The following is a 19,390-nucleotide window of genomic DNA, read 5'->3' as shown; positions in this document are numbered from 1 at the left end:
TACGTTATGTCAAATAACTTGATCGAATTTCGCAATTTGCGGACGAATTTCTATACTAGCAGTGGCGTCGTAAGAGCGGTCAATGATGTCAGCTTCTCAATTAAAGAAGGAGAAACGCTGTGTGTCGTTGGTGAATCCGGATGCGGAAAAAGCGTAACAGCGATGTCTCTTATGCGTCTTGTCTCTCCTCCGGGTAAAGTGGAGGGTGGACAGATCTTATATAATGGCAAAGACTTGCTTGGAATTAAGGAACGTGAAATGCGCCAGATCCGCGGTAACGAAATCGCGATGATCTTCCAGGAGCCGATGACGTCTCTGAACCCGGTATTTACGATCGGGGAACAGCTGACAGAACCGATCCTGCTGCATAAAGGCGTTACGAAGAAGGAAGCAAAAAAACGTGCGATTGATCTGATCGAACTGGTCGGCATTCCACGTGCGGCACAAATCTTCGATGCATATCCGCATGAGCTTAGCGGTGGTATGCGTCAACGGATTATGATCGCGATTGCGCTTAGCTGTGATCCGAAGCTTCTCATTGCGGATGAGCCGACAACGGCGCTCGACGTAACGATTCAAGCACAGATCTTGGATTTGATGCGCAACATTAAGAAGGAATTCAATACGGCGATTATGATGATCACGCATGACCTTGGTGTCGTAGCGGAAATGGCTGACCATGTTGTCGTTATGTATGCAGGTAAAGTGATTGAAGAAGCTCCTGTGCTTGAGCTCTTCAAAAATCCGAAGCATCCATATACGCAGGGCCTCTTGAAGGCAAAGCCGGTCATCAATGAGCGTATGGAGCGTCTATATACGATTCCGGGACAGGTTCCGAACCCTGTTGAACTCGGAGAGAACTGTTATTTCAATGATCGTTGCGAGCATTGCATGTCCATCTGTACGGATAAGCAGCCTCAGCTTAAGGTGTATGACAACAAACATAAGACAGCATGCTGGCTGTATGAAAAGGGAGGGGACGTACAATGAGTCAACAACCGTTGCTACAAGTAGACAATTTGAAAAAATACTTCCCCATCCAGGGCGGTATTTTATCCAAAACGGTAGGCCATGTTCGTGCGGTTGACGGCGTGTCCTTCAGCTTGAATAAAGGGGAGGCGCTTGGTCTCGTAGGGGAGTCTGGATGCGGTAAGTCGACTACAGGTCGTACCATTCTTCGCCTGCTCGACAAGACGGATGGTCAAGTATTGTTCAACGGCGTAGAGATTCATGACTTGTCGAAAAAGGAATTGCGCAGTATGCGTCCCAAGATGCAGCTTGTGTTCCAGGATCCATACAGCTCCTTGAACCCGCGTATCAAGATCGGCGATGCAATCGGCGAAGCCTTGATTGACCACGGCATTTCTTCGAAGAACGAAGTGCGTGATCGGGTCAAAGAAATTTTGACGATTTGCGGTCTTGCTCCTTACCATATCGATCGCTACCCTCATGAATTCTCTGGTGGTCAACGCCAGCGTATCGGGATTGCACGTGCCTTAGTATTGAATCCTGAATTTATCGTAGCGGATGAGCCAGTATCGGCGCTCGACGTATCGATTCAAGCACAGATCATCAACTTGCTGAGTGATCTGCAAGAGCAGAAGAACTTGACGTACTTGTTCATTTCTCACGACTTGTCGGTCGTTGAGCATTTGTGCAACCGTATCGGGGTTATGTACTTGGGCTCGCTCGTTGAGATGGCTCCACGTGATGAGCTGTTCAGAAATCCGCTTCATCCGTACACGAAGGCATTGCTGTCTGCAGTACCTGTACCAGATCCAACACGCAAGCCTGATCGGATCGTATTGCAAGGGGATATTCCAAGCCCGGCGAACCCTCCATCCGGCTGTAAGTTCCATACGCGCTGTCCGTTTGCGACAGACATCTGTAAGCAGGCGGTTCCGGAGTATCGTGATATGGGCGGCGGACATCAGGTTGCTTGCCATTTGGTCTAATTTGAATAATTATCGTTATTTGCAGGCTGTCTCATCCAAGATGAGGCAGCCTGTTTTGCGTACGCTGGCAGAGAGAACTTTCCTTTAGTAATATGACAGAGGATGACATCATTAAGGTCTATAATGAGGGAAACAATCAATGAAAGGGGTGGCCATTTATGGGGCGAAGCATCATTCTTGATTTAGCCGTTACGATAGACGGTTTTATTGAAGGGAAGAATGGAGAAGTAGATTGGTGCATGATGGACGCTGAGATGGGGTTTACTCATTTCTTACATCAAATTGATACGATTTTGTATGGAAGAAAAAGTTATGATTTATGGGGACAATTTACGCCAGGAAGCGAAAGTACGGAAGCTGAAAAAGAAATGTGGGAACTCGTGCACAGTAAAGAGAAGTATGTGTTCTCCAAGACGCAAAAAGGAACTGATAATCAAGCGATATTCATAAATGACAATATCCTTGAAGAAGTAAATACATTAAAGAATAAGCCTGGTAAAGACATCTGGCTGTATGGTGGAGCAAGCCTTATCACAACTTTTATCCGTTTAGGTCTTGTTGATGAATTCAGATTATCAGTTCACCCTGTTATTTTGGGCGAAGGGAAACCATTGTTTATGGATATAAAACAGAGGTTGAATGTAAAGTTGGTTCATACAAGAACATTCTCCTCTGGCGTTGTACAACTAATCTATAGAACATAATATTGCATGTCAATAATCAAAACTATCATCATGAAGATCGGGATTGGATCCAGCATTGTTTAGCCTACAATTTATTTTTGCAGAACAAGAAGCCCGCTCGGTATAGCAGAGCGGGCTTCCTTATTGCAACAATACGTATTAAAAATAGAATTAGATCTTTAAAATACCGCCTTGGCTTGCATTCGTAACGAGCTTGGAGTAGCGGGCGAGATATCCGGACTTCACCTTCGGCTCGAAGCCTTTCCAACCAGCACGACGGCGCTCAAGCTCTTCATCGGATACTTGGAGCTCGATCTTGCGGTTGTTAAGGTCGAGTTCAATAATATCCCCATCTTCAACGAAGGCGATTGGGCCGCCTTCTGCTGCTTCAGGCGAGATGTGACCAATGCTGATGCCGCGGGAAGCGCCAGAGAAGCGTCCGTCTGTAATCAGACCTACCTTAGCGCCCAAGCCCATGCCGACAATTTGCGAGGTCGGAGCAAGCATCTCAGGCATGCCTGGACCGCCTTTAGGGCCTTCATAGCGGATGACTACTACATGGCCTTCCTTGACTTTGCCGTTCGCGATACCAGCCAATGCTTCGTCCTGGGAGTCGAAGCAGATTGCAGGGCCCATGTGATGCCCGCCAACGGACGAATCAACCGCGCCGACCTTAACGATCGCGCCTTCCGGAGCCAGATTGCCGAACAGAACGGCCAAGCCGCCGCGTTCGCTGTGCGGGTTATCCAAGGTGTGAATCACATCGGTATCGAGAATTGGGCTGTCCGCCACATTTTCACGCAATGTATTGCCTGTTACGGTAATGCACTCGCCGTGGAGGGCGCCTTCCTTCTTGAACAGCTCGTTCAGAACCGCGCTGACGCCGCCAGCGTTGTGCACATCTTCAATATGATAATCGGAAGCAGGCGCAATCTTGGCCAAGTGAGGCACACGCGCTGCTACTTCGTTAATACGTTCAATTGGATATTCAAAGCCAGCTTCTCTTGCAATAGCAAGCGTATGAAGCACCGTATTCGTGGAGCCGCCCATCGCCATATCAACGGCAAAGGCATTGTCGATAGCTTCCATTGTTACGATGTCGCGCGGCTTAATGTCCTTCTCAATGAGACTCATCAGCTGCTTCGCGGATTTCTTGACGAATTCGCGGCGCTCAGGCGCTACAGCAAGGATCGTTCCGTTGCCCGGAAGCGCAATTCCGAGTGCTTCTGCCAAGCAGTTCATGGAGTTGGCTGTGAACATGCCGGAACAGGATCCGCATGTTGGACAACCATACTGCTCCAATTCTTGAAGTCCTTTATCGTCAATCTTGCCGGCTTGATAAGCACCAACACCTTCGAACACGCTGGAGAGGGAGATGGAGCGGCCGTTGGAATCCTTACCAGCCTTCATTGGCCCGCCGCTGACGAATACAGTCGGGATGTTGACGCGCAATGCGCCCATAATCATACCTGGTGTGATCTTGTCACAGTTCGGAATACATACCATACCGTCGAACCAGTGTGCAGATACAACGGTTTCAAGGGAATCCGCGATAATCTCACGGCTTGGCAGCGAGTAGCGCATGCCAATATGGCCCATGGCAATCCCATCATCGACGCCAATGGTATTGAATTCAAATGGAACGCCGCCGGCTTCGCGAATGGCTTCCTTTACAATTTTACCGAATTCCTGCAAATGTACATGACCGGGAACGATATCGATATACGAGTTGCATACTGCAATGAACGGCTTGTCGAAATCTTCTTCCTTAACGCCTGCGGCACGCAGCAAGCTGCGGTGAGGCGCACGATCAAAGCCCTTTTTAATCATGTCTGAACGCATCTTTTTGGCTGTCATATGGTGAACCTCCATCTCATGTCCTTCCCGTCGCGCGGGACGAGTCCTATTTTTCTACTTCTTACATAAAATCGAACTTTTGAATGGCTTTTTCTAGTGCTTGCCAATGGGTTTCTTAGTAGTCTATCACAACTGTTGGGGTTTTTCTACCAATCCATTCGAGGCGAACACGCTGTTGCACGCACAAAAACACCGCAAGAAAACAGCATGCAAAAATGCAGGTTTCTCGCGGTGTTTGTACAATGATTGTGAGCTGAAACCAGCTCGTATGTGAAAACAAGTATAATCGATCAGCTGTGCTTGATTTTCGCGCGGAACAGCTTATCGCGTATCCATCCAGCAATCGCATCCCACTTCGGCTCAATAATCGGATGGAGCCATGCCGTAACCTGTGGCTGCGCCAGCAGAACAGCACCGGCAATAGACGCTGTGATCAGCAGTGCTGCGCTCCAGCCTGACGTAATATGGGCATATACACCTGTCAGCACGACGAAGCGAATAATTAGCCCATGAAGGAGAAACACGTACAAAGTTCGCTTGCCTAAGTTCGTTAAATGAGTTTTTCGTAATGGCACCCAAGCCAAGAAGGCAGCGGAAGCAACGATTTGCGTCAAGTAGATGACGGTACGGTTGAATAGGGCAAGCCAACCGGACTGTGTCCATCCAAGCTCATGGAAGGTCATATGATTCATGAACCAGATAGGATTGATAGGCTCAGACATCATATAGAGCACGACAAGCAGCGCCATGGATATGGCAACCCCTATATACCGCACGAACGGTGTCAGCCATGCCCGAAATCGCTCATAAGAGAATGTGTACCCAATAACGAAGAATGGCAAATAGACGACCGAACGAGAAATGCCGAGCCACGCGCCCTGGAGCGGCAGAAAGCCGACTAGAAATCCTAATACAATGGAGATAAGCAGTGGATGACTTATGGAAAAACGCGTGAACATTTTCATCATAAGTCTCCAAAATAGATGGCCGACTAAGAACCAGAGCAGCAAATATGGAATGAAAAAGGAATGACTAATGCCTGGTACGCGAAACACAAGATAATCAAGCAGCGAGTAGATCGTTTGAAAAATAATATATTGAAGTGCGATTTGCTTCAGGATACGAATACCTGCCGCACCGTTTAGATTGCTGCGTGCAAAATATCCTGTGATGAACACGAATAAAGGCATGTGGAATGTAAAAATCCAAAGGAAAATAGCTTTCATCTCAGGCATGCGCATGATGAGTGGTTCAATCGCATTGCCGACAAAGACGCATACAATTAGTAGAAATCGCAAATTTAAGCCGAACGTCTCTCCACTTTTCGTTAACGTTGACGGCCCGCATCCGGGGGCAGTGGGGATACTAAGGTGCTCCCGCATGATGGTTCCCTCCTTACCTAGGTGTAGTCGGTTTACGGATTTCTCTATGAATGTGGCTCCGTAAGCCGGCGAGCTCATTAGCTGTCAATTACAAGTTCAACGTAACATAGAAAATAAGCACACATTGTGATGTTAATCACAAATAACGCTTTCAATTGTGCCCATTGTTTGTAGGCAGTGAAGACTGCTTAATTCAGGTTGACTAGTTGGCAAATATAGGGTTATGATAGGCCGTAATAGAGCACATTTCTACAAGAAAAGAAGGGAGATGACACTTGCAAGCGCTGCCAATTTTTGGTGCGACATTTGATTCGTAATAACTCGTGACAACTGCACTCCTTCTGAATCTGGGGCTGCGGATATTTGCTAGTATTGGTATATTCCTTTTATGGATAGAAACATAGCATTTCCCCAACTTTGAGAGAGCTGCTTATCATCGGCTCGCGCGCTTGCAATGGATTCAATTAGGAATGATTGAGCCCTGACAGTCATAACATAATAGACCTCTAGCATTATGTTACGAACTATGACACATGCCTTTATTTGAGACAGATCATAACTTTTTGAAATCAAATCTTACTTCGGCACACGGTATCTAATCCGTATGCGTGCATGATCATGTATGGCATTGCACGACTTTTCACCTCAACCTTCAAGGATCTATTGGATTCTCATTCTCACATTACCACGCATCTGGGCTGTCTAGTCTTTTCTTTCTATTAGATTGCAGTCATTCATTATTCACATTTCATCGATTGGTCAATTTACCCTTAGTCATTAGTGACATAAATCATACTTTGTACCATCCCATCGGTTTTACCATTTTGTCATACCGTAACAAGTGCGAGTTCCCATTGTTTCATTTGTGGTGCATTCGAGGTGCAGCACGGAACACTTAGAACTGGTTCGTCACATCTAGTGCGGGCAAAGTGGTGTATTTTGCTGTCCGAATACAGCCTGAGTCAACCTGCATTCTGCACTTCGATGAGAACGATGCGAACAACCTCCACCATTCTCGGTTCTTTCTGTCTACGAGACAGCTGCACATAATGACAAAGGTTCTGCTCCCAGCGTCGTAAGCGCCGTAAGGCAGGAGCAGTTAGGAAAGGAGTTCCTATATGGTTACACTGCCTAAGGTTAATGAACTAGGTTTTTTTGAAATCCGATTGGAGTCAATCGGGGGACTTGGAGCGAATTTGGCCGGCAAAATGCTGGCGGAAGCTGGAGTTACCGGCAGCGATTTGAACGGCGTCAGCTTTTCCTCATATGGATCAGAGAAAAAGGGTTCTCCAGTTAAGGCGCACATCCGGTTCTGTATGCCAGAAACGCTAATCCGGGATACGACACCGGTGGAACGTCCTCATATCGTGGGTGTTTTTCATGAGTCTTTATACAAGACAGTCAATGTAACGAGCGGCATATATGAGGACAGCCTCATACTCGTCAACTCTGCCAAATCTCCTGAGGAACTGAAGGAGAAGCTGAAGCTGCCGGGTGGAACCATCGCGGTGGTCGATGCAATCGGAATTGCATTGGAAGAGAAAAATCGCGTGAATATGGCGATGCTCGGTGCGCTGTTCCGCTTATGCGACTTCTTGGATGCGGAGCAAATGAAGAGCGTTATTCGCAAATCACTGGAGAAAAAATATCCGGGGGCGGTTCAGCCGGCGCTGAATACGTTCCAACGTGGATATGATGAAGTGAAATTCCAATCATTTTCCTTCCCTGAGGGAGTTCTGCTGCCGAAGCCAATTCGTTGGGATACGTCAGCGCTTGGCTATGAGACGCAGCCTATCGGCGGTACCGTCGTGAATCCAGGTAACTCCATTTTGAAGGATTTAAGCATCTCTCGTGCCGGTATGATGCCGCACTTTGCCTCAGATAAATGTATTCATTGCGCGGCCTGTGATAATGTGTGCCCTGATTTTTGCTTTGTGTGGGAAGAACAGCCGGACAAGAAGGGTCGACCGCAAATGTTCCTCCAAGGCATTGATTATCAATATTGCAAAGGCTGCTTGAAATGTGTATATGCATGTCCTACAGAAGCATTGACCGATGAGCGGGAAGAGGACGGATATGCGGATGAACATCGTGTTCCGCATATGTTCGAGCTGGCTGAACGCCATTGATAGATAGAAGGTAAGGAGGATGAGTAGCTATGGCAATTGAGTATGAAAAAGAAGTGACCGGCGGTACGGTTGAGCAGCGGATGGTGTATGAGTCAGGCAATGAAATGGCTGCATATGCCGCACATCAAATTAATTATCATATTATGGGCTATTTTCCGATATCGCCATCAACAGAAGTGGCACAATTCCTTGATCTGATGAAGGCGAACGGACAGCATGACATTAAGCTAATTCCAGCAGACGGTGAGCATGGATCGGCAGGAATATGCTATGGAGCCTCGACTGCAGGTGGACGGGTATTCAATGCGACGAGTGCGAACGGATACATGTATATGCTTGAACAAATGCCTGTCCAATCAGGTACGCGATTCCCGATGGTCATGAATTTAGTGTGCCGCTCCGTATCAGGTCCGTTGAACATCCATGGGGATCATTCGGATTTGTACTTTGCACTGAATACAGGCTGGCCGATTCTGCTCTGCCGAGATCCACAAGCGGTGTACGATATGAACATTATGGCGCTTAAGCTTGCAGAGGATCCAGAGGTTCGGCTTCCAGTGCTAGTTGCATTCGATGGCTACTTCACCTCGCACCAGAAGCGTCGTGTTCAGACCTTCGCCAAGCGAGAAGACGTACATCGCTTCGTTGGCGAACAGCCTGTGCGCGGATTCGCTGATACACTGGATCGCAATAATCCGATCACGGTAGGACCTTATATGAATGAGCCGGATTATATTAATAACTGCTATCAGCAGTCCATGGCTATGTATAAGGCAGAAGAGGTGTTCGACCGCATCCGCACCGAATATGCTGCACTGACGGGACGAGATTATCCGATTCTGGATTTATATCGGATGGAGGATGCAGAAGTAGCTGTATTCCTGCTCAATTCCGCGGCGGAAATTATTAAGGATGTCGTCGATCAGCTTCGGGAGCAGGGAATTAAAGCCGGTTCCATATCGCCGAACATCATTCGCCCATTCCCAGCGAAGGAGATAGCGGATGCGCTGGCTCATATTAAAGTCGTGACAGTGGGAGACCGTGCTGATTCTTATGGCGGTCACGGCGGCAATATGGTCAATGAAGTGAAGTCAGCACTGTTCACGCATGGTAACCGTGATACGATGATTATCAGCCGTATTTACGGGCTTGGCGGCAAGGATTTCTATGCTGAGGATGGCCACGCACTGTTCGAGTGTGCCATTGAGGCAGCACAGAAGGGGTATGTCGAGAAGCCATTCGATTACCATGGACATACGCCTGGTGACCCAGCCAAGGCCCCGCAGCGTGTCATTGAACCGATGAAATATGAAGATTTGAAGACAGGGCTAATTACGGTGAAGCAGGATGAGGAGTCCGGCAAGCTAAGCGTTCGCGTTCCGCCGCTGCGCCAATTGACGAAGAAGCCGAAGCGAATTGCTCCAGGCCACGGCGCGTGTCCAGGCTGCGGCATCTTTTCCGGTCTTGAGCTGTTCTTCAAGGGGATCGAGGGGGATATTGTAGCACTGTTCCATACGGGCTGCGCAATGGTTGTCACAACCGGGTATCCTTACTCTGCCCACAAGGCGACATATATTCACAACCTGTTCCAGAATGGGGCAGCAACGCTGTCCGGAGTCGTCGAAATGTTCTGGGAACGGAAGCGGCGCGGTGAGCTGGATCACCTGAACCTGCCAGATGATTTCACGTTTGTGATGATTACAGGCGATGGCGGGATGGATATCGGTATGGGGCCGGCGATTGGAGCGGCTCTGCGCAATCATAAGATGATTATTTTGGAATACGATAATGAAGGTTACATGAATACGGGGGCGCAATTGTCATATTCGACTCCGCTTGGCCACCGCACTTCCACCTCTAACGTAGGCAAGGTGCAGGCGGGCAAGATGTTCCATCATAAGGATACCGCGCAAATTATGGCGGCAACGAACATTCCATATGTCTTCACAGGTAGTGAAGCATTTCCACAGGATTTGCTTAAGAAGGCGGCTAAAGCACAATGGTATGCTCAGAATGAGGGGCTTGTATACGGCAAAATTTTAATTACCTGTCCTCTTAACTGGCTGTCCGAAGACAAGCTGGGCACACAGATTGTCAATGCGGCCGTAGATTCCTGCTTCTTCCCGTTGTATGAAGTGGAACAAGGGATTACAACAATTACGTACAATCCGGAGGATAAGAATAAGAAAGTTCCGTTACTCGAATGGCTGGTTATGATGGGCAAGACGAAGCATATGAGCAAGCCGGAGAATGCGGAGGCGCTGCAGTCGTTCGAGCATGAAGTAGAGCGGCGCTGGAATGTGCTCAAGGCGAAGAGCGAGAACCCGTATCTATAATAGGCTAGGTTAATATATTTTACTCAATCCATATAGGCCTGAGAACGCATCTGTACTTGATGCCTTCTCAGGCCTTCTTCGTAGGAGCAGAAGAATAGCTTGTCAGTGTGGGATCGCGCATGCCGCCCTTGAAATCTTTCCCTAGATGAATAGGTACGGTATACTTAAAATTGAACTATTTAGGTGGAAAAGGGAGGAAGCGACGACGATGACAGAACAAATGAATCCTATTCTTCATGCTCATGCAGAGGAGCTGGCAGATTTATTGCGCAGCAGCAGGCATGTTGTTTTTTTTGGCGGAGCAGGAACATCGACAGAGAGCGGGATTCCCGATTTCCGATCGGACAATGGGGTATTTGCGGATGATGAGGCATTCCGATATCCTCCGGAAGTCATGCTGAGCCGTTCCTTCTATGATCGTGATCCGGCGACGTTCTATCGTTTCTATCGCGCGAAGATGCTGCATCCCTCTGCGAAGCCGAATGGAGCACATCGTGCATTGGCCCGGCTAGAAGAGGATGGTATTGTGTCGGCAGTCGTCACACAAAATATTGATGGACTGCACCAAGCAGCAGGCAGCAAGGAAGTATGGGAGCTTCATGGCTCGGTGCACCGGAACCGCTGCACCGCTTGCGGAGCGGAATATGGACTGGATGCAGTGTTGAACAGTGAACAGGTTATCCCTTCCTGCAAGCAATGCGGAGGGACATTGAAGCCTGATGTTGTACTGTATGAAGAGCAATTGAATGATGCGGTTATTTCAAGAGCGATTGAACGGATACGGGAATCGGATCTGTTAATCGTGGGCGGTACTTCGCTGACTGTGCAGCCAGCGGCCAGCTTTGTTCGATTAGCAACGAAGGCGAAGCTGGTGCTGATGAATCGGACGGCGACGAGCATGGATGGACATGCGGATGCGGTATATCGTGAACCGATGGGGGAATTGTTCGCACTCGCATATTACAAGATGACAGGGAAAGAGGTATAGCCCTATGCGCATGATCGGGGTTGACCTCGGGACGACCAATCGCAAGGTCGGACTATTCGATGAGTCAGGCAGACTTCTAGGACAAGCGAGTCGTCCAACTGTTACCGTAGATACGAATGAAGGCTACGTTGTATACGATCCAGATGCGATGTGGAATGACGTATCCGCAATGGTTCGCGAGCTAATGGATGCTCACGGTGAAGTTTCTGTTGATTATATCGGGATTACGAGCATGGCGGAGAGTGGACTGCTCGTGAACCGTCACACAGGCAAGGTGCAATCTCCGCTCCTGCCGTGGTTCGACACATGCTCTTCCGAGCAAGCGGAGCGGGTTCGTCAAGAAGGAACGCCGTTGGAGCTGTTCCAGCGTACAGGCCTGCACCTGTCGTTCAAGCATGGATTGCCAAAGCTGCTCTGGCTGAAGGATAGAGATGCGGGTATGTTCGAGCAGGCTGTGTGGCTGTCCGTATCGGGATATATTGCATACCGATTAACTGGTGCAATGGCCTTCGACCCATCGCTTGCGACGCGAACATTTGCATACAGTATGGAGACGGACAGCTGGGATGTCCCGTGGATTCGGCATTTCGGATTGGATGAGCAGATTTTCCCGGAAGTTCTGCCAAGCGGCATACCCCTAGGAACTGTAGCGCCAGAGGTAGCGGGAGCCCTTGGTCTGTCTGCCCATACACGAGTTGCAATTGGCGGGCATGATCATGTCTGTGCAGCACTTGCAGTTGGGGCTGTGCAGCCGGGCGACGTATATGTTTCTATGGGAACAGCAGAGACGCTCGTTGGCACAATCGCGAAGCGTCCACTCGGACAAGCAGAGTTTGATACCGGATTATCCTACGGCTATCATGTTGTGCCGGGTTATCACTTCTGGATGGGTGGCAATGCTTCTTCAGGCGGTGCAGTGGAATGGATTCGGAGACAGCTTGCCGATGAGACATTGTCCTACGAAGAGATTAAGCAGCTCATGAACGATGTGAACGATGGCCCAGGGGAAGCTCTGTTCTTCCCGTATTTGTCGGGAAGCGGCGCCCCTTATCCGAATTCGAAGACGCGTGCTGCCTTTATCGGTCTGTCCAAGTCGCACGGCAAGAAGGAGCTATTGCGGGCAGTATTTGAAGGTACGGCTTATCAGCTGGAGATGATTCGTCAAAGTGCGGAACGCAATTCGGAGCATGAGATTCGCAATATGTGCGCAGTTGGAGGCGGAACAAGGCTTCCTGCATGGTTGCAAATGAAGGCGGATATATCGAATGCAACGCTCGTCGTGCCGCCTATTGAGGAGGCGACGATGCTTGGCGCTGCATGCGCAGCTGCACTTGGGGGCGGGTATTATGCCCATGCAGAGGAAGTGCGTCAGGCGATGCAAAGTCGAGGCGTAGACACCTATCATCCTCATGCAGAGCGTCACCTTCGTTATCAACAGGTATACGACTTACGCTATATGCCTGTCGCAGAAGCGTTGTGCGGGATGTAGCGATCCATTAAGAGAAATGAAAGTCTCATCGGCGTGGAACGACAGAGCGGGATTCATAACATAACTTGGAAGCAATAACGATAAGAGTCCATATCAAAAGCCTTGAAACAACTACAGCATTAGAGTGGATATGTCATTCACATAATAAGGAGCGTTGCTTTTTTCTGTTTATCAGGGCAACGCTCCTTTTCATTTAGCTAAATTAGGATTTGTGAAATGGATTCAGCTTGTCTACCGCGCGGCGGAACAGCTCGCCAACTGCGCTAGTCTGCTTGTGATCCTGTACGTAGACTCCACCAGTATTCGTAAGGTCTTGAATAAGCTCCGAAATGGATTTGGATGCAGCTTCCTTGCGACCGGACTCCACTAATCGCGCCTGCTGCTCCCACTCTTCCTTGATGCTCAGTCTTTTCATAGGTGTTCCCTCCTAATTCTTGGTGTACATCCATACTAAGATTTACGCTGATAAGTGCTGTCGGGTTGGATAACTTGATTGCGATAGGTTGTAGGAGGCTGCCCATAGAACCGCCGGAATTGTCTCGAAAAATAGAGCGCATCAGGGATGCCGACCGAGGCGGCTATATGCTCAACCGTTAGATCAGGACGTTCTCGAAGCAATTGGCGGCCCTTATCGATTCGCAGCTTCAACAGGAAGGTAACAGGTGTCATGTCCGTTATCCGCTTAAATATGCGAGAAAAATAGGCCCTGCTGTACCCTAAACTCTCCGCGATATGCTCGATGGATAATGGGTGCGCATATTGAGTAGACATCATCTGGATAGCCTGCCGTACGGTCTGCTGCATTTCAGACTCGGGACGCAGTCGATTCGTGTCATCCAATTGCCGCTGTATGCCTGCATATTTCGCCATAATGAGATGGAGATAGCCGTGTGCAATCAGATCTGCTGCTACACTTCGCTCTTGAAATGCTGCAGTAATGTGCTTCATCTGATAGGGAACATCCATGTGATCGTCTGCACGAATAATGGGGGTTTGTTCCGAGAACCCAGCACGGCCTACGAGGTCATCAGCAGAACTGCCTTGAAAGGCAATCCAGCAGTATTTCCATGGCTGCGCTGCATCGGATTCATAGCTGACGAGGCGTCCGGGTGCGATGAGGAACGCATCTCCCGCCTGAAGCTCGTAAGTTTTCGTTTCCGTTGAAAATTTCCCCTTTCCTTCCATAATATGATGAAGCAAATAGTAGTCGTAAAGTTTAGGGCCGACCTTATGAGAGGGGACGGTCTGGCTTTCCCCTGCAAATAGGACGCGTAATCCTTCTTGTTCGACGTAGGTTGGATTTGATGCAACCGTATAGGTCTCTAGAGCGCTGACGACACTAGCCTCTGCATCGCTAGTTGCAGTTGCTGCCTCTGCCGCTTCATAATTAAGGGAGTCAGTCATAACGAGATCCTCCTTGCGTGTACAATAATAGTATTGTAGCATGAAAATGATGGTAGAGTCACATAAGTCCATATGTAGCGCACATCGATATATTACGAAATCCAGCGGATATTCGTATGATTGATGTAACGGTATCGTATTCACGTGAAACAACGGGAGGTCATTGTAATGGATGCAAGCAAACTACTGGCAGGTTTTGAACAACGATATGGAACGAGTTCTGCACCGGTTCGTTTTTTCCATGCTCCAGGACGAGTGAATTTGATTGGAGAGCATATTGACTATAATGGAGGATATGTGCTCCCTGCCGCATTGGAATTCGGGACGACTCTATTAATTCGTGAACGTGAGGATCAATGCATACGACTGGCATCGACGAATTTTGAATATCAACTGGATATTGAACTGGATGCACTTGCAGAAGCGAAGCAGGATCAATGGACGGATTATCCAATCGGAGTCATGAATCAGCTCTCGAAATCGGCTCGTGGCTTAACTAGAGGATATGAGCTGCTGTTCCACGGAGATATTCCAAATGGGGCAGGATTGTCTTCTTCTGCATCACTGGAAGTGGTAACCGCTTATGCGCTGCTCACGATGGAAGGGCACAGCATCGATCGAACAGACATCGCTGTATTGTCCCAGCGAGCAGAGAATCAATTCGTCGGCGTGAACTGTGGCATCATGGATCAATTCGCAGTATCGCAAGGCAAGCTGGATCATGCCATTCTATTAATGTGCGATACGTTGGAATATACGCATGTACCTTTCCAGACAGAGGGGTACTGTCTTATTATCGGCAATACGAATAAGCGCCGCGGGCTAGTCGATTCGAAGTATAATGAGCGCAGAGCACAGTGTGATGAGGCGGTACGGGCGCTGCAAGCTACATATCCGCATATGACGCTGCTGGCGCAGCTTACCGCGGAGCAATTCGAAGCTGCGGCCGATACGATTGCAGATGATATCGTGCGTGCACGTGCGGCGCATGTCATTGCAGAGCATGATCGCGTGAAGCAGTCGGTTGAGGCGCTGAAGAACAATGACCTGATTCGTTTCGGCGAATTGATGAATGCATCGCATGACTCCTTGCGTGATTTGTATGAAGTCAGCTGCAACGAGTTGGATATTATGGTAGAGGAAGCACGACATATCGAAGGGACACTTGGTTCTCGAATGACGGGAGCAGGATTTGGCGGCTGCACGGTATCGCTCGTACGTGAAGGGGATGCTGAACAATTTGTCGCGCAAGTAGGTTCCGCATATGAACAGCAGACCGGATTACATCCGGAATTTTATATCTGTCGCGTAGGAGATGGGGTAAGAGAGATCAAGCCTTCTATACAGACAGCAACAATTGGTGAGGAGTGGTAATAGCATGGCAGTATTAGTTACAGGTGGAGCAGGGTATATTGGTTCGCATACGGTTGCAGAATTGTTGGCACGCGGTGAAGAGGTCGTGATTGTAGATTCGTTAGAGACTGGACATAAAGATGCGGTTCTTGGCGGTACGCTTCATATTGGTGATATTCGCGATAGTGCATTTCTCGATTCTGTATTTGCGCAACATTCTATTGATGCAGTCATTCATTTTGCTGCCTACTCACTTGTAGGAGAGAGCATGAGCAATCCTGCGAAATATTACGATAACAATGTCCACGGCACGCTTGTTCTGCTTGAAGCGATGCGCAAGCATCAAGTGTCCCGGATTGTATTCTCATCAACTGCAGCAACTTATGGGGAGCCGGAGCGCACACCGATCGAAGAGACAGAAGCGACGAACCCGACGAATGTATACGGGGAGACGAAGCTGACGATGGAGCGGATGATGCGCTGGTTCGATCAAGCACATGATATTCGCTACGTTTCGCTGCGTTACTTCAATGCGGCTGGCGCTCATGAGAATGGCAAGATCGGCGAAGATCATAGACCTGAGACGCACCTCATTCCACTTGTATTGCAGACAGCACTTGGCCAGCGGAAGGAAATGAAGGTGTTCGGCAACGACTATCCTACAGCTGACGGCACATGCATTCGTGATTATATCCATGTCAGCGACTTGGCTGATGCCCATGTGCTGGCAGTTGAATACTTGCGCGGCGGCGGTCAGAGCGATGTGTTCAATCTGGGCAGCGGCAACGGGTTTTCGGTTCTGGAAGTGATCCAGACTGCAGAACGGGTTACGGGAAGAAGTGTACCAACTGTGGTGGAAGAGCGCCGAGCCGGAGACCCTGCTGTGCTTATCGCATCCGCTAACAAAGCGAAGTCTGTTCTGGGCTGGAATCCGAAGCGGGATGATCTGAATGTGTTGATCGAGAGTGCTTGGAAATGGCATCAAGCACGTCCACACGGATACGATAGCTGAGGAGGAATGCGAGATGACACAAGGTGTGGAAGGATTAGCTCTGTCGCGAGCATCTGCCCAGCGGGCAAGCTTCGCGATTGAGACCTTGATTCGATATGCAGTACATCATGATCTGATGAATCGGCTTGATATGCCCTATGTTCGCAATCAGCTACTAGCTTTATTCCAATTGCCAGAGCCTTGTTCAAGTTTCCGAGATGAGCAATGGGAAGCAATTCCGGATGAACCGCATCCTATACTCGATGAGCTGCTGGATTATGCCTATAAGAGCGGCATTCTTCCAGATAACACTATGACGCAGCGCGATCTACTTGATGCGCGGATTATGGGGCTGCTCATGGCGCGTCCTTCTGAGATGCAGGACCGTTTCCAACGGATACGGATGACGGATGGAATGGAGCGGGCAACCGATGATTTCTATCGTCTCAATCAAAAGTGCAATTATATTCGGACTGATCGTGTCCGCAACAATGAATACTGGCTCCATATGAGTGAGTTCGGTGAAATGGAAATGACGATCAACTTGTCGAAGCCGGAGAAGAGTCCGCAGGAAATTGCGCTTGCTGCGCAGTTGTCCGCATCTCACTATCCCGAATGTCTGCTCTGCGCGGATAATGTAGGGTATGCAGGAAGACTGGATCATCCTGCCCGGCAAAATTTGCGCATTCTCCCAGTGGAGTTGAACGGAGAATCCTGGTATTTCCAATACTCGCCGTATGTGTATTATAACGAGCACAGCATTATTTTCAACAGTGAGCATATTCCGATGAAGCTAACGCGTAATACGTTTGCACGTTTGCTGCACTTTACGGAGCAATTCCCGCATTATTTTATTGGTTCTAATGCTGACCTGCCCATTGTAGGCGGATCGATCCTCAGTCATGATCATTTCCAAGCGGGCAGACATACGTTCCCAATTGAACGAGCGCCGATCGAGACTCGGTTCACGCATTCGGCATACCCTGGCGTAACCGCAGGGATTGTTCGCTGGCCGATGTCAGTGCTGCGCCTGCAAGGTGAGCAGCCGGATGTCCTGCTTCAATGTGCGGATGAAATCTATGAGCAGTGGAAGCTGTACAGTGATGACAGCGTAGGGATTGCAGCGAGTACGACTCGTGACGGGGAATCGATTCGTCACAATACGATTACGCCAATTGTAAGGCGCCGGGGTTCGTTATTCGAGATGGACTTGGTGCTTCGCAACAATCGCACAGATGAGGTTCACCCTGAGGGCATATTCCATCCACACCGAGAGCATCACCATATTAAGAGAGAAAATATCGGCTTAATTGAAGTGATGGGGCTTGCGATTCTCCCAGGGCGTCTGAAGCAAGATATTGAGCGGATTACGACTTTGTTGTCCGAACAAGGACAATGGATGGAGGCAAGGGATCAACTGAAAGAAACCGATAGCCTATATCCTCATCGTGTTTGGGTGGATCAATTACTGGATCAATACGGGATTATGGCAGTTGATAAGGCTAGACAGGTCATTTTGCATGAGATCGGCAATAAGTTTGTGACCATACTGGGTCAAGCGGGCGTATTCAAGCATGATGAGTTGGGACGCGAGGCCTTCTGCCGCTTCGCCATGGCATGTGGGTATGAGCAAGTAAAGCCATGAGCGGATTTTGGAAGACATCGTAATATTAACAATTGAATCCTATTGATACTTAAATATAAGTGATGCTGAATTCTATTAATACTGCGATATAAGAGATACTGAATTCTGTTAATACTGAGATGTAAGTGATAGTGAAACATAAGGATTAACGAGTGTTGCTGAGTGTTATTGAGTGTTAGTATAAACGATTGAATCGTATAGATAGTAGAGTAAGTAATAGTGCCATTAAAGCAGTATAGAGAGAAGATCAAAAGGGAATGAGGACGGAAGGGGGAGCGGCAGTGGCTGCTTTACAGATGAATACCATTCAGCATGAACGCTGGGGCGAGAGTTTGCACCTAGAGAATGGAACCTATGAGGTAATTGTGCCGCTAACATTTGGCATCCGAATTATGCATTTCAGCTTATGCGGTCAAGAAAATATGCTGTTCGAGGATCGTGAAGGGGCAATCCGCCAGGAGGGAGAAGCGTTCCATGCCTTAGGCAGCGACGGTTGGCTGCTTCGCGGCGGGCATCGGTTATGGGCAAGTCCAGAAGCTTATCCACGGACGTACACGCCGGATGATCGGCCTATTGAATACGTACGAACAGCGTCAGGCGTGAGATTGATTGCTCCGGTAGAACCATGGACGCAATGCGCCAAGGAGATCGAGCTGATTTTTCAGCAAGACGACGTCGTTGTCATCCACCGTATTGCCAATAAGGGAGCATGGCCGATTCAGCTGGCACCGTGGGCGATCACGGTTATGGCACCGGGTGGTACAGCTGTTGTTCCGCAGATTACAAGAGATACCGGCCTGCTCCCGAACCGCTCCATTTCGCTGTGGCCATATGCTGCTATGAATGATGAACGGGTGACATGGGGAGAACGACACATCGAAGTGAAGCAAGTTGCTCACCAGAAGCAAGCGTTCAAGTTCGGTATGCTTCAAGAGGAGGGCAAGGCGTCTTATACAAGAAATGGAATCGTTTTTGAGAAGCGCTATGAACCGATTTCTGGTGCGAGTTATCCGGACGGGGGCTGCTCCTTTGAATTGTATACGAACGAGCATATATTGGAACTAGAGTCACTCGGGCCGCTTGTTACCTTGGAACCAGAAGCTGTAGCAACCCATCAGGAAGTGTGGAGCTTGGCTCCAATCAAGGTTCTGTAATTTGCAATGTGGAATGAAGCGGAG

15 protein-coding genes are annotated in these 19,390 nt (G+C 48.8%); 11 read left to right on the top strand and 4 right to left on the bottom strand.

Annotation, left to right across the window (positions count from 1 at the left end; all coding sequences use genetic code 11):
* The first annotated feature begins 6 nt into the window (after window positions 1-6).
* The 3 genes from RQP50_RS13300 to RQP50_RS13290 all read left to right on the top strand — a co-directional run bounded on the left by RQP50_RS13300 (window position 7) and on the right by RQP50_RS13290 (window position 2,659).
* Complete coding sequence (locus RQP50_RS13300) at window positions 7-990, top strand: ABC transporter ATP-binding protein (protein ID WP_021256989.1); 984 nt, start codon at window positions 7-9, stop codon at window positions 988-990.
* Window positions 987-1,955, top strand: a complete 969-nt coding sequence (locus RQP50_RS13295) for an ABC transporter ATP-binding protein (RefSeq protein WP_072730376.1) — start codon at window positions 987-989, stop codon at window positions 1,953-1,955. The genes RQP50_RS13300 and RQP50_RS13295 overlap by 4 nt, the downstream gene beginning before the upstream one ends.
* Window positions 1,956-2,113: 158 nt before the next feature.
* A complete protein-coding gene (locus tag RQP50_RS13290; protein ID WP_315745722.1) occupies window positions 2,114-2,659 on the top strand; it encodes a dihydrofolate reductase family protein in 546 nt (181 codons plus the stop codon).
* 150 nt (window positions 2,660-2,809) lie between these two features.
* Here RQP50_RS13290 and ilvD read toward each other — a convergent pair whose 3' ends face one another.
* Window positions 2,810-4,495, bottom strand: a complete 1,686-nt coding sequence (ilvD, locus tag RQP50_RS13285; RefSeq protein WP_315745721.1) for a dihydroxy-acid dehydratase — start codon at window positions 4,493-4,495, stop codon at window positions 2,810-2,812.
* 290 nt (window positions 4,496-4,785) lie between these two features.
* On the bottom strand, window positions 4,786-5,877 hold the full coding sequence (locus RQP50_RS13280; protein ID WP_315745720.1) for an acyltransferase family protein: 1,092 nt from the start codon (window positions 5,875-5,877) through the stop codon (window positions 4,786-4,788).
* Window positions 5,878-6,995: 1,118 nt separating this feature from the next.
* On the opposite strand from RQP50_RS13280, the gene RQP50_RS13275 reads away from it, so the two are divergent.
* The 4 genes from RQP50_RS13275 to RQP50_RS13260 all read left to right on the top strand — a co-directional run bounded on the left by RQP50_RS13275 (window position 6,996) and on the right by RQP50_RS13260 (window position 12,819).
* Window positions 6,996-8,006 (top strand): 2-oxoacid:acceptor oxidoreductase family protein, encoded by a 1,011-nt coding sequence (locus RQP50_RS13275; RefSeq protein WP_315745719.1) that lies wholly within the window; start codon window positions 6,996-6,998, stop codon window positions 8,004-8,006.
* A gap of 29 nt (window positions 8,007-8,035) precedes the next feature.
* Complete coding sequence (locus tag RQP50_RS13270; protein WP_072730381.1) at window positions 8,036-10,342, top strand: thiamine pyrophosphate-dependent enzyme; 2,307 nt, start codon at window positions 8,036-8,038, stop codon at window positions 10,340-10,342.
* Window positions 10,343-10,550: 208 nt separating this feature from the next.
* Window positions 10,551-11,330 (top strand): NAD-dependent protein deacylase, encoded by a 780-nt coding sequence (locus RQP50_RS13265; protein ID WP_251482243.1) that lies wholly within the window; start codon window positions 10,551-10,553, stop codon window positions 11,328-11,330.
* A gap of 4 nt (window positions 11,331-11,334) precedes the next feature.
* Entirely contained in the window at window positions 11,335-12,819 is a 1,485-nt protein-coding gene (locus tag RQP50_RS13260; RefSeq protein WP_315745718.1) for an FGGY-family carbohydrate kinase, read from the top strand.
* 202 nt (window positions 12,820-13,021) lie between these two features.
* Here the strand turns inward: RQP50_RS13260 and RQP50_RS13255 are convergent, their stop codons facing one another.
* Together RQP50_RS13255 and RQP50_RS13250 are read right to left on the bottom strand one after the other, a co-directional pair.
* Window positions 13,022-13,234 (bottom strand): hypothetical protein, encoded by a 213-nt coding sequence (locus RQP50_RS13255; protein ID WP_072730383.1) that lies wholly within the window; start codon window positions 13,232-13,234, stop codon window positions 13,022-13,024.
* A gap of 35 nt (window positions 13,235-13,269) precedes the next feature.
* Window positions 13,270-14,223 carry an AraC family transcriptional regulator gene (locus RQP50_RS13250; protein ID WP_315745717.1) on the bottom strand — a complete coding sequence of 318 codons (954 nt, stop codon included), beginning with the start codon at window positions 14,221-14,223 and terminating at the stop codon, window positions 13,270-13,272.
* A gap of 168 nt (window positions 14,224-14,391) precedes the next feature.
* On the opposite strand from RQP50_RS13250, the gene RQP50_RS13245 reads away from it, so the two are divergent.
* From RQP50_RS13245 to RQP50_RS13230, 4 genes are all read left to right on the top strand, one after another.
* Window positions 14,392-15,597 (top strand): galactokinase, encoded by a 1,206-nt coding sequence (locus RQP50_RS13245; protein WP_072730385.1) that lies wholly within the window; start codon window positions 14,392-14,394, stop codon window positions 15,595-15,597.
* Between the two features lie 4 nt (window positions 15,598-15,601).
* Window positions 15,602-16,588, top strand: a complete 987-nt coding sequence (galE, locus tag RQP50_RS13240; protein WP_072730386.1) for a UDP-glucose 4-epimerase GalE — start codon at window positions 15,602-15,604, stop codon at window positions 16,586-16,588.
* 13 nt (window positions 16,589-16,601) lie between these two features.
* Window positions 16,602-18,212 (top strand): UDP-glucose--hexose-1-phosphate uridylyltransferase, encoded by a 1,611-nt coding sequence (locus tag RQP50_RS13235; RefSeq protein WP_072730387.1) that lies wholly within the window; start codon window positions 16,602-16,604, stop codon window positions 18,210-18,212.
* 281 nt (window positions 18,213-18,493) lie between these two features.
* On the top strand, window positions 18,494-19,366 hold the full coding sequence (locus RQP50_RS13230; protein WP_315745716.1) for a hypothetical protein: 873 nt from the start codon (window positions 18,494-18,496) through the stop codon (window positions 19,364-19,366).
* Window positions 19,367-19,390: the final 24 nt, after the last annotated feature.

The sequence above is a fragment of the Paenibacillus suaedae genome, from assembly GCF_032337355.1.
Taxonomy (GTDB): Bacteria; Bacillota; Bacilli; order Paenibacillales; family Paenibacillaceae; genus Paenibacillus_B; species Paenibacillus_B suaedae.
This window is presented reverse-complemented; position numbering and strand designations above follow the sequence as displayed.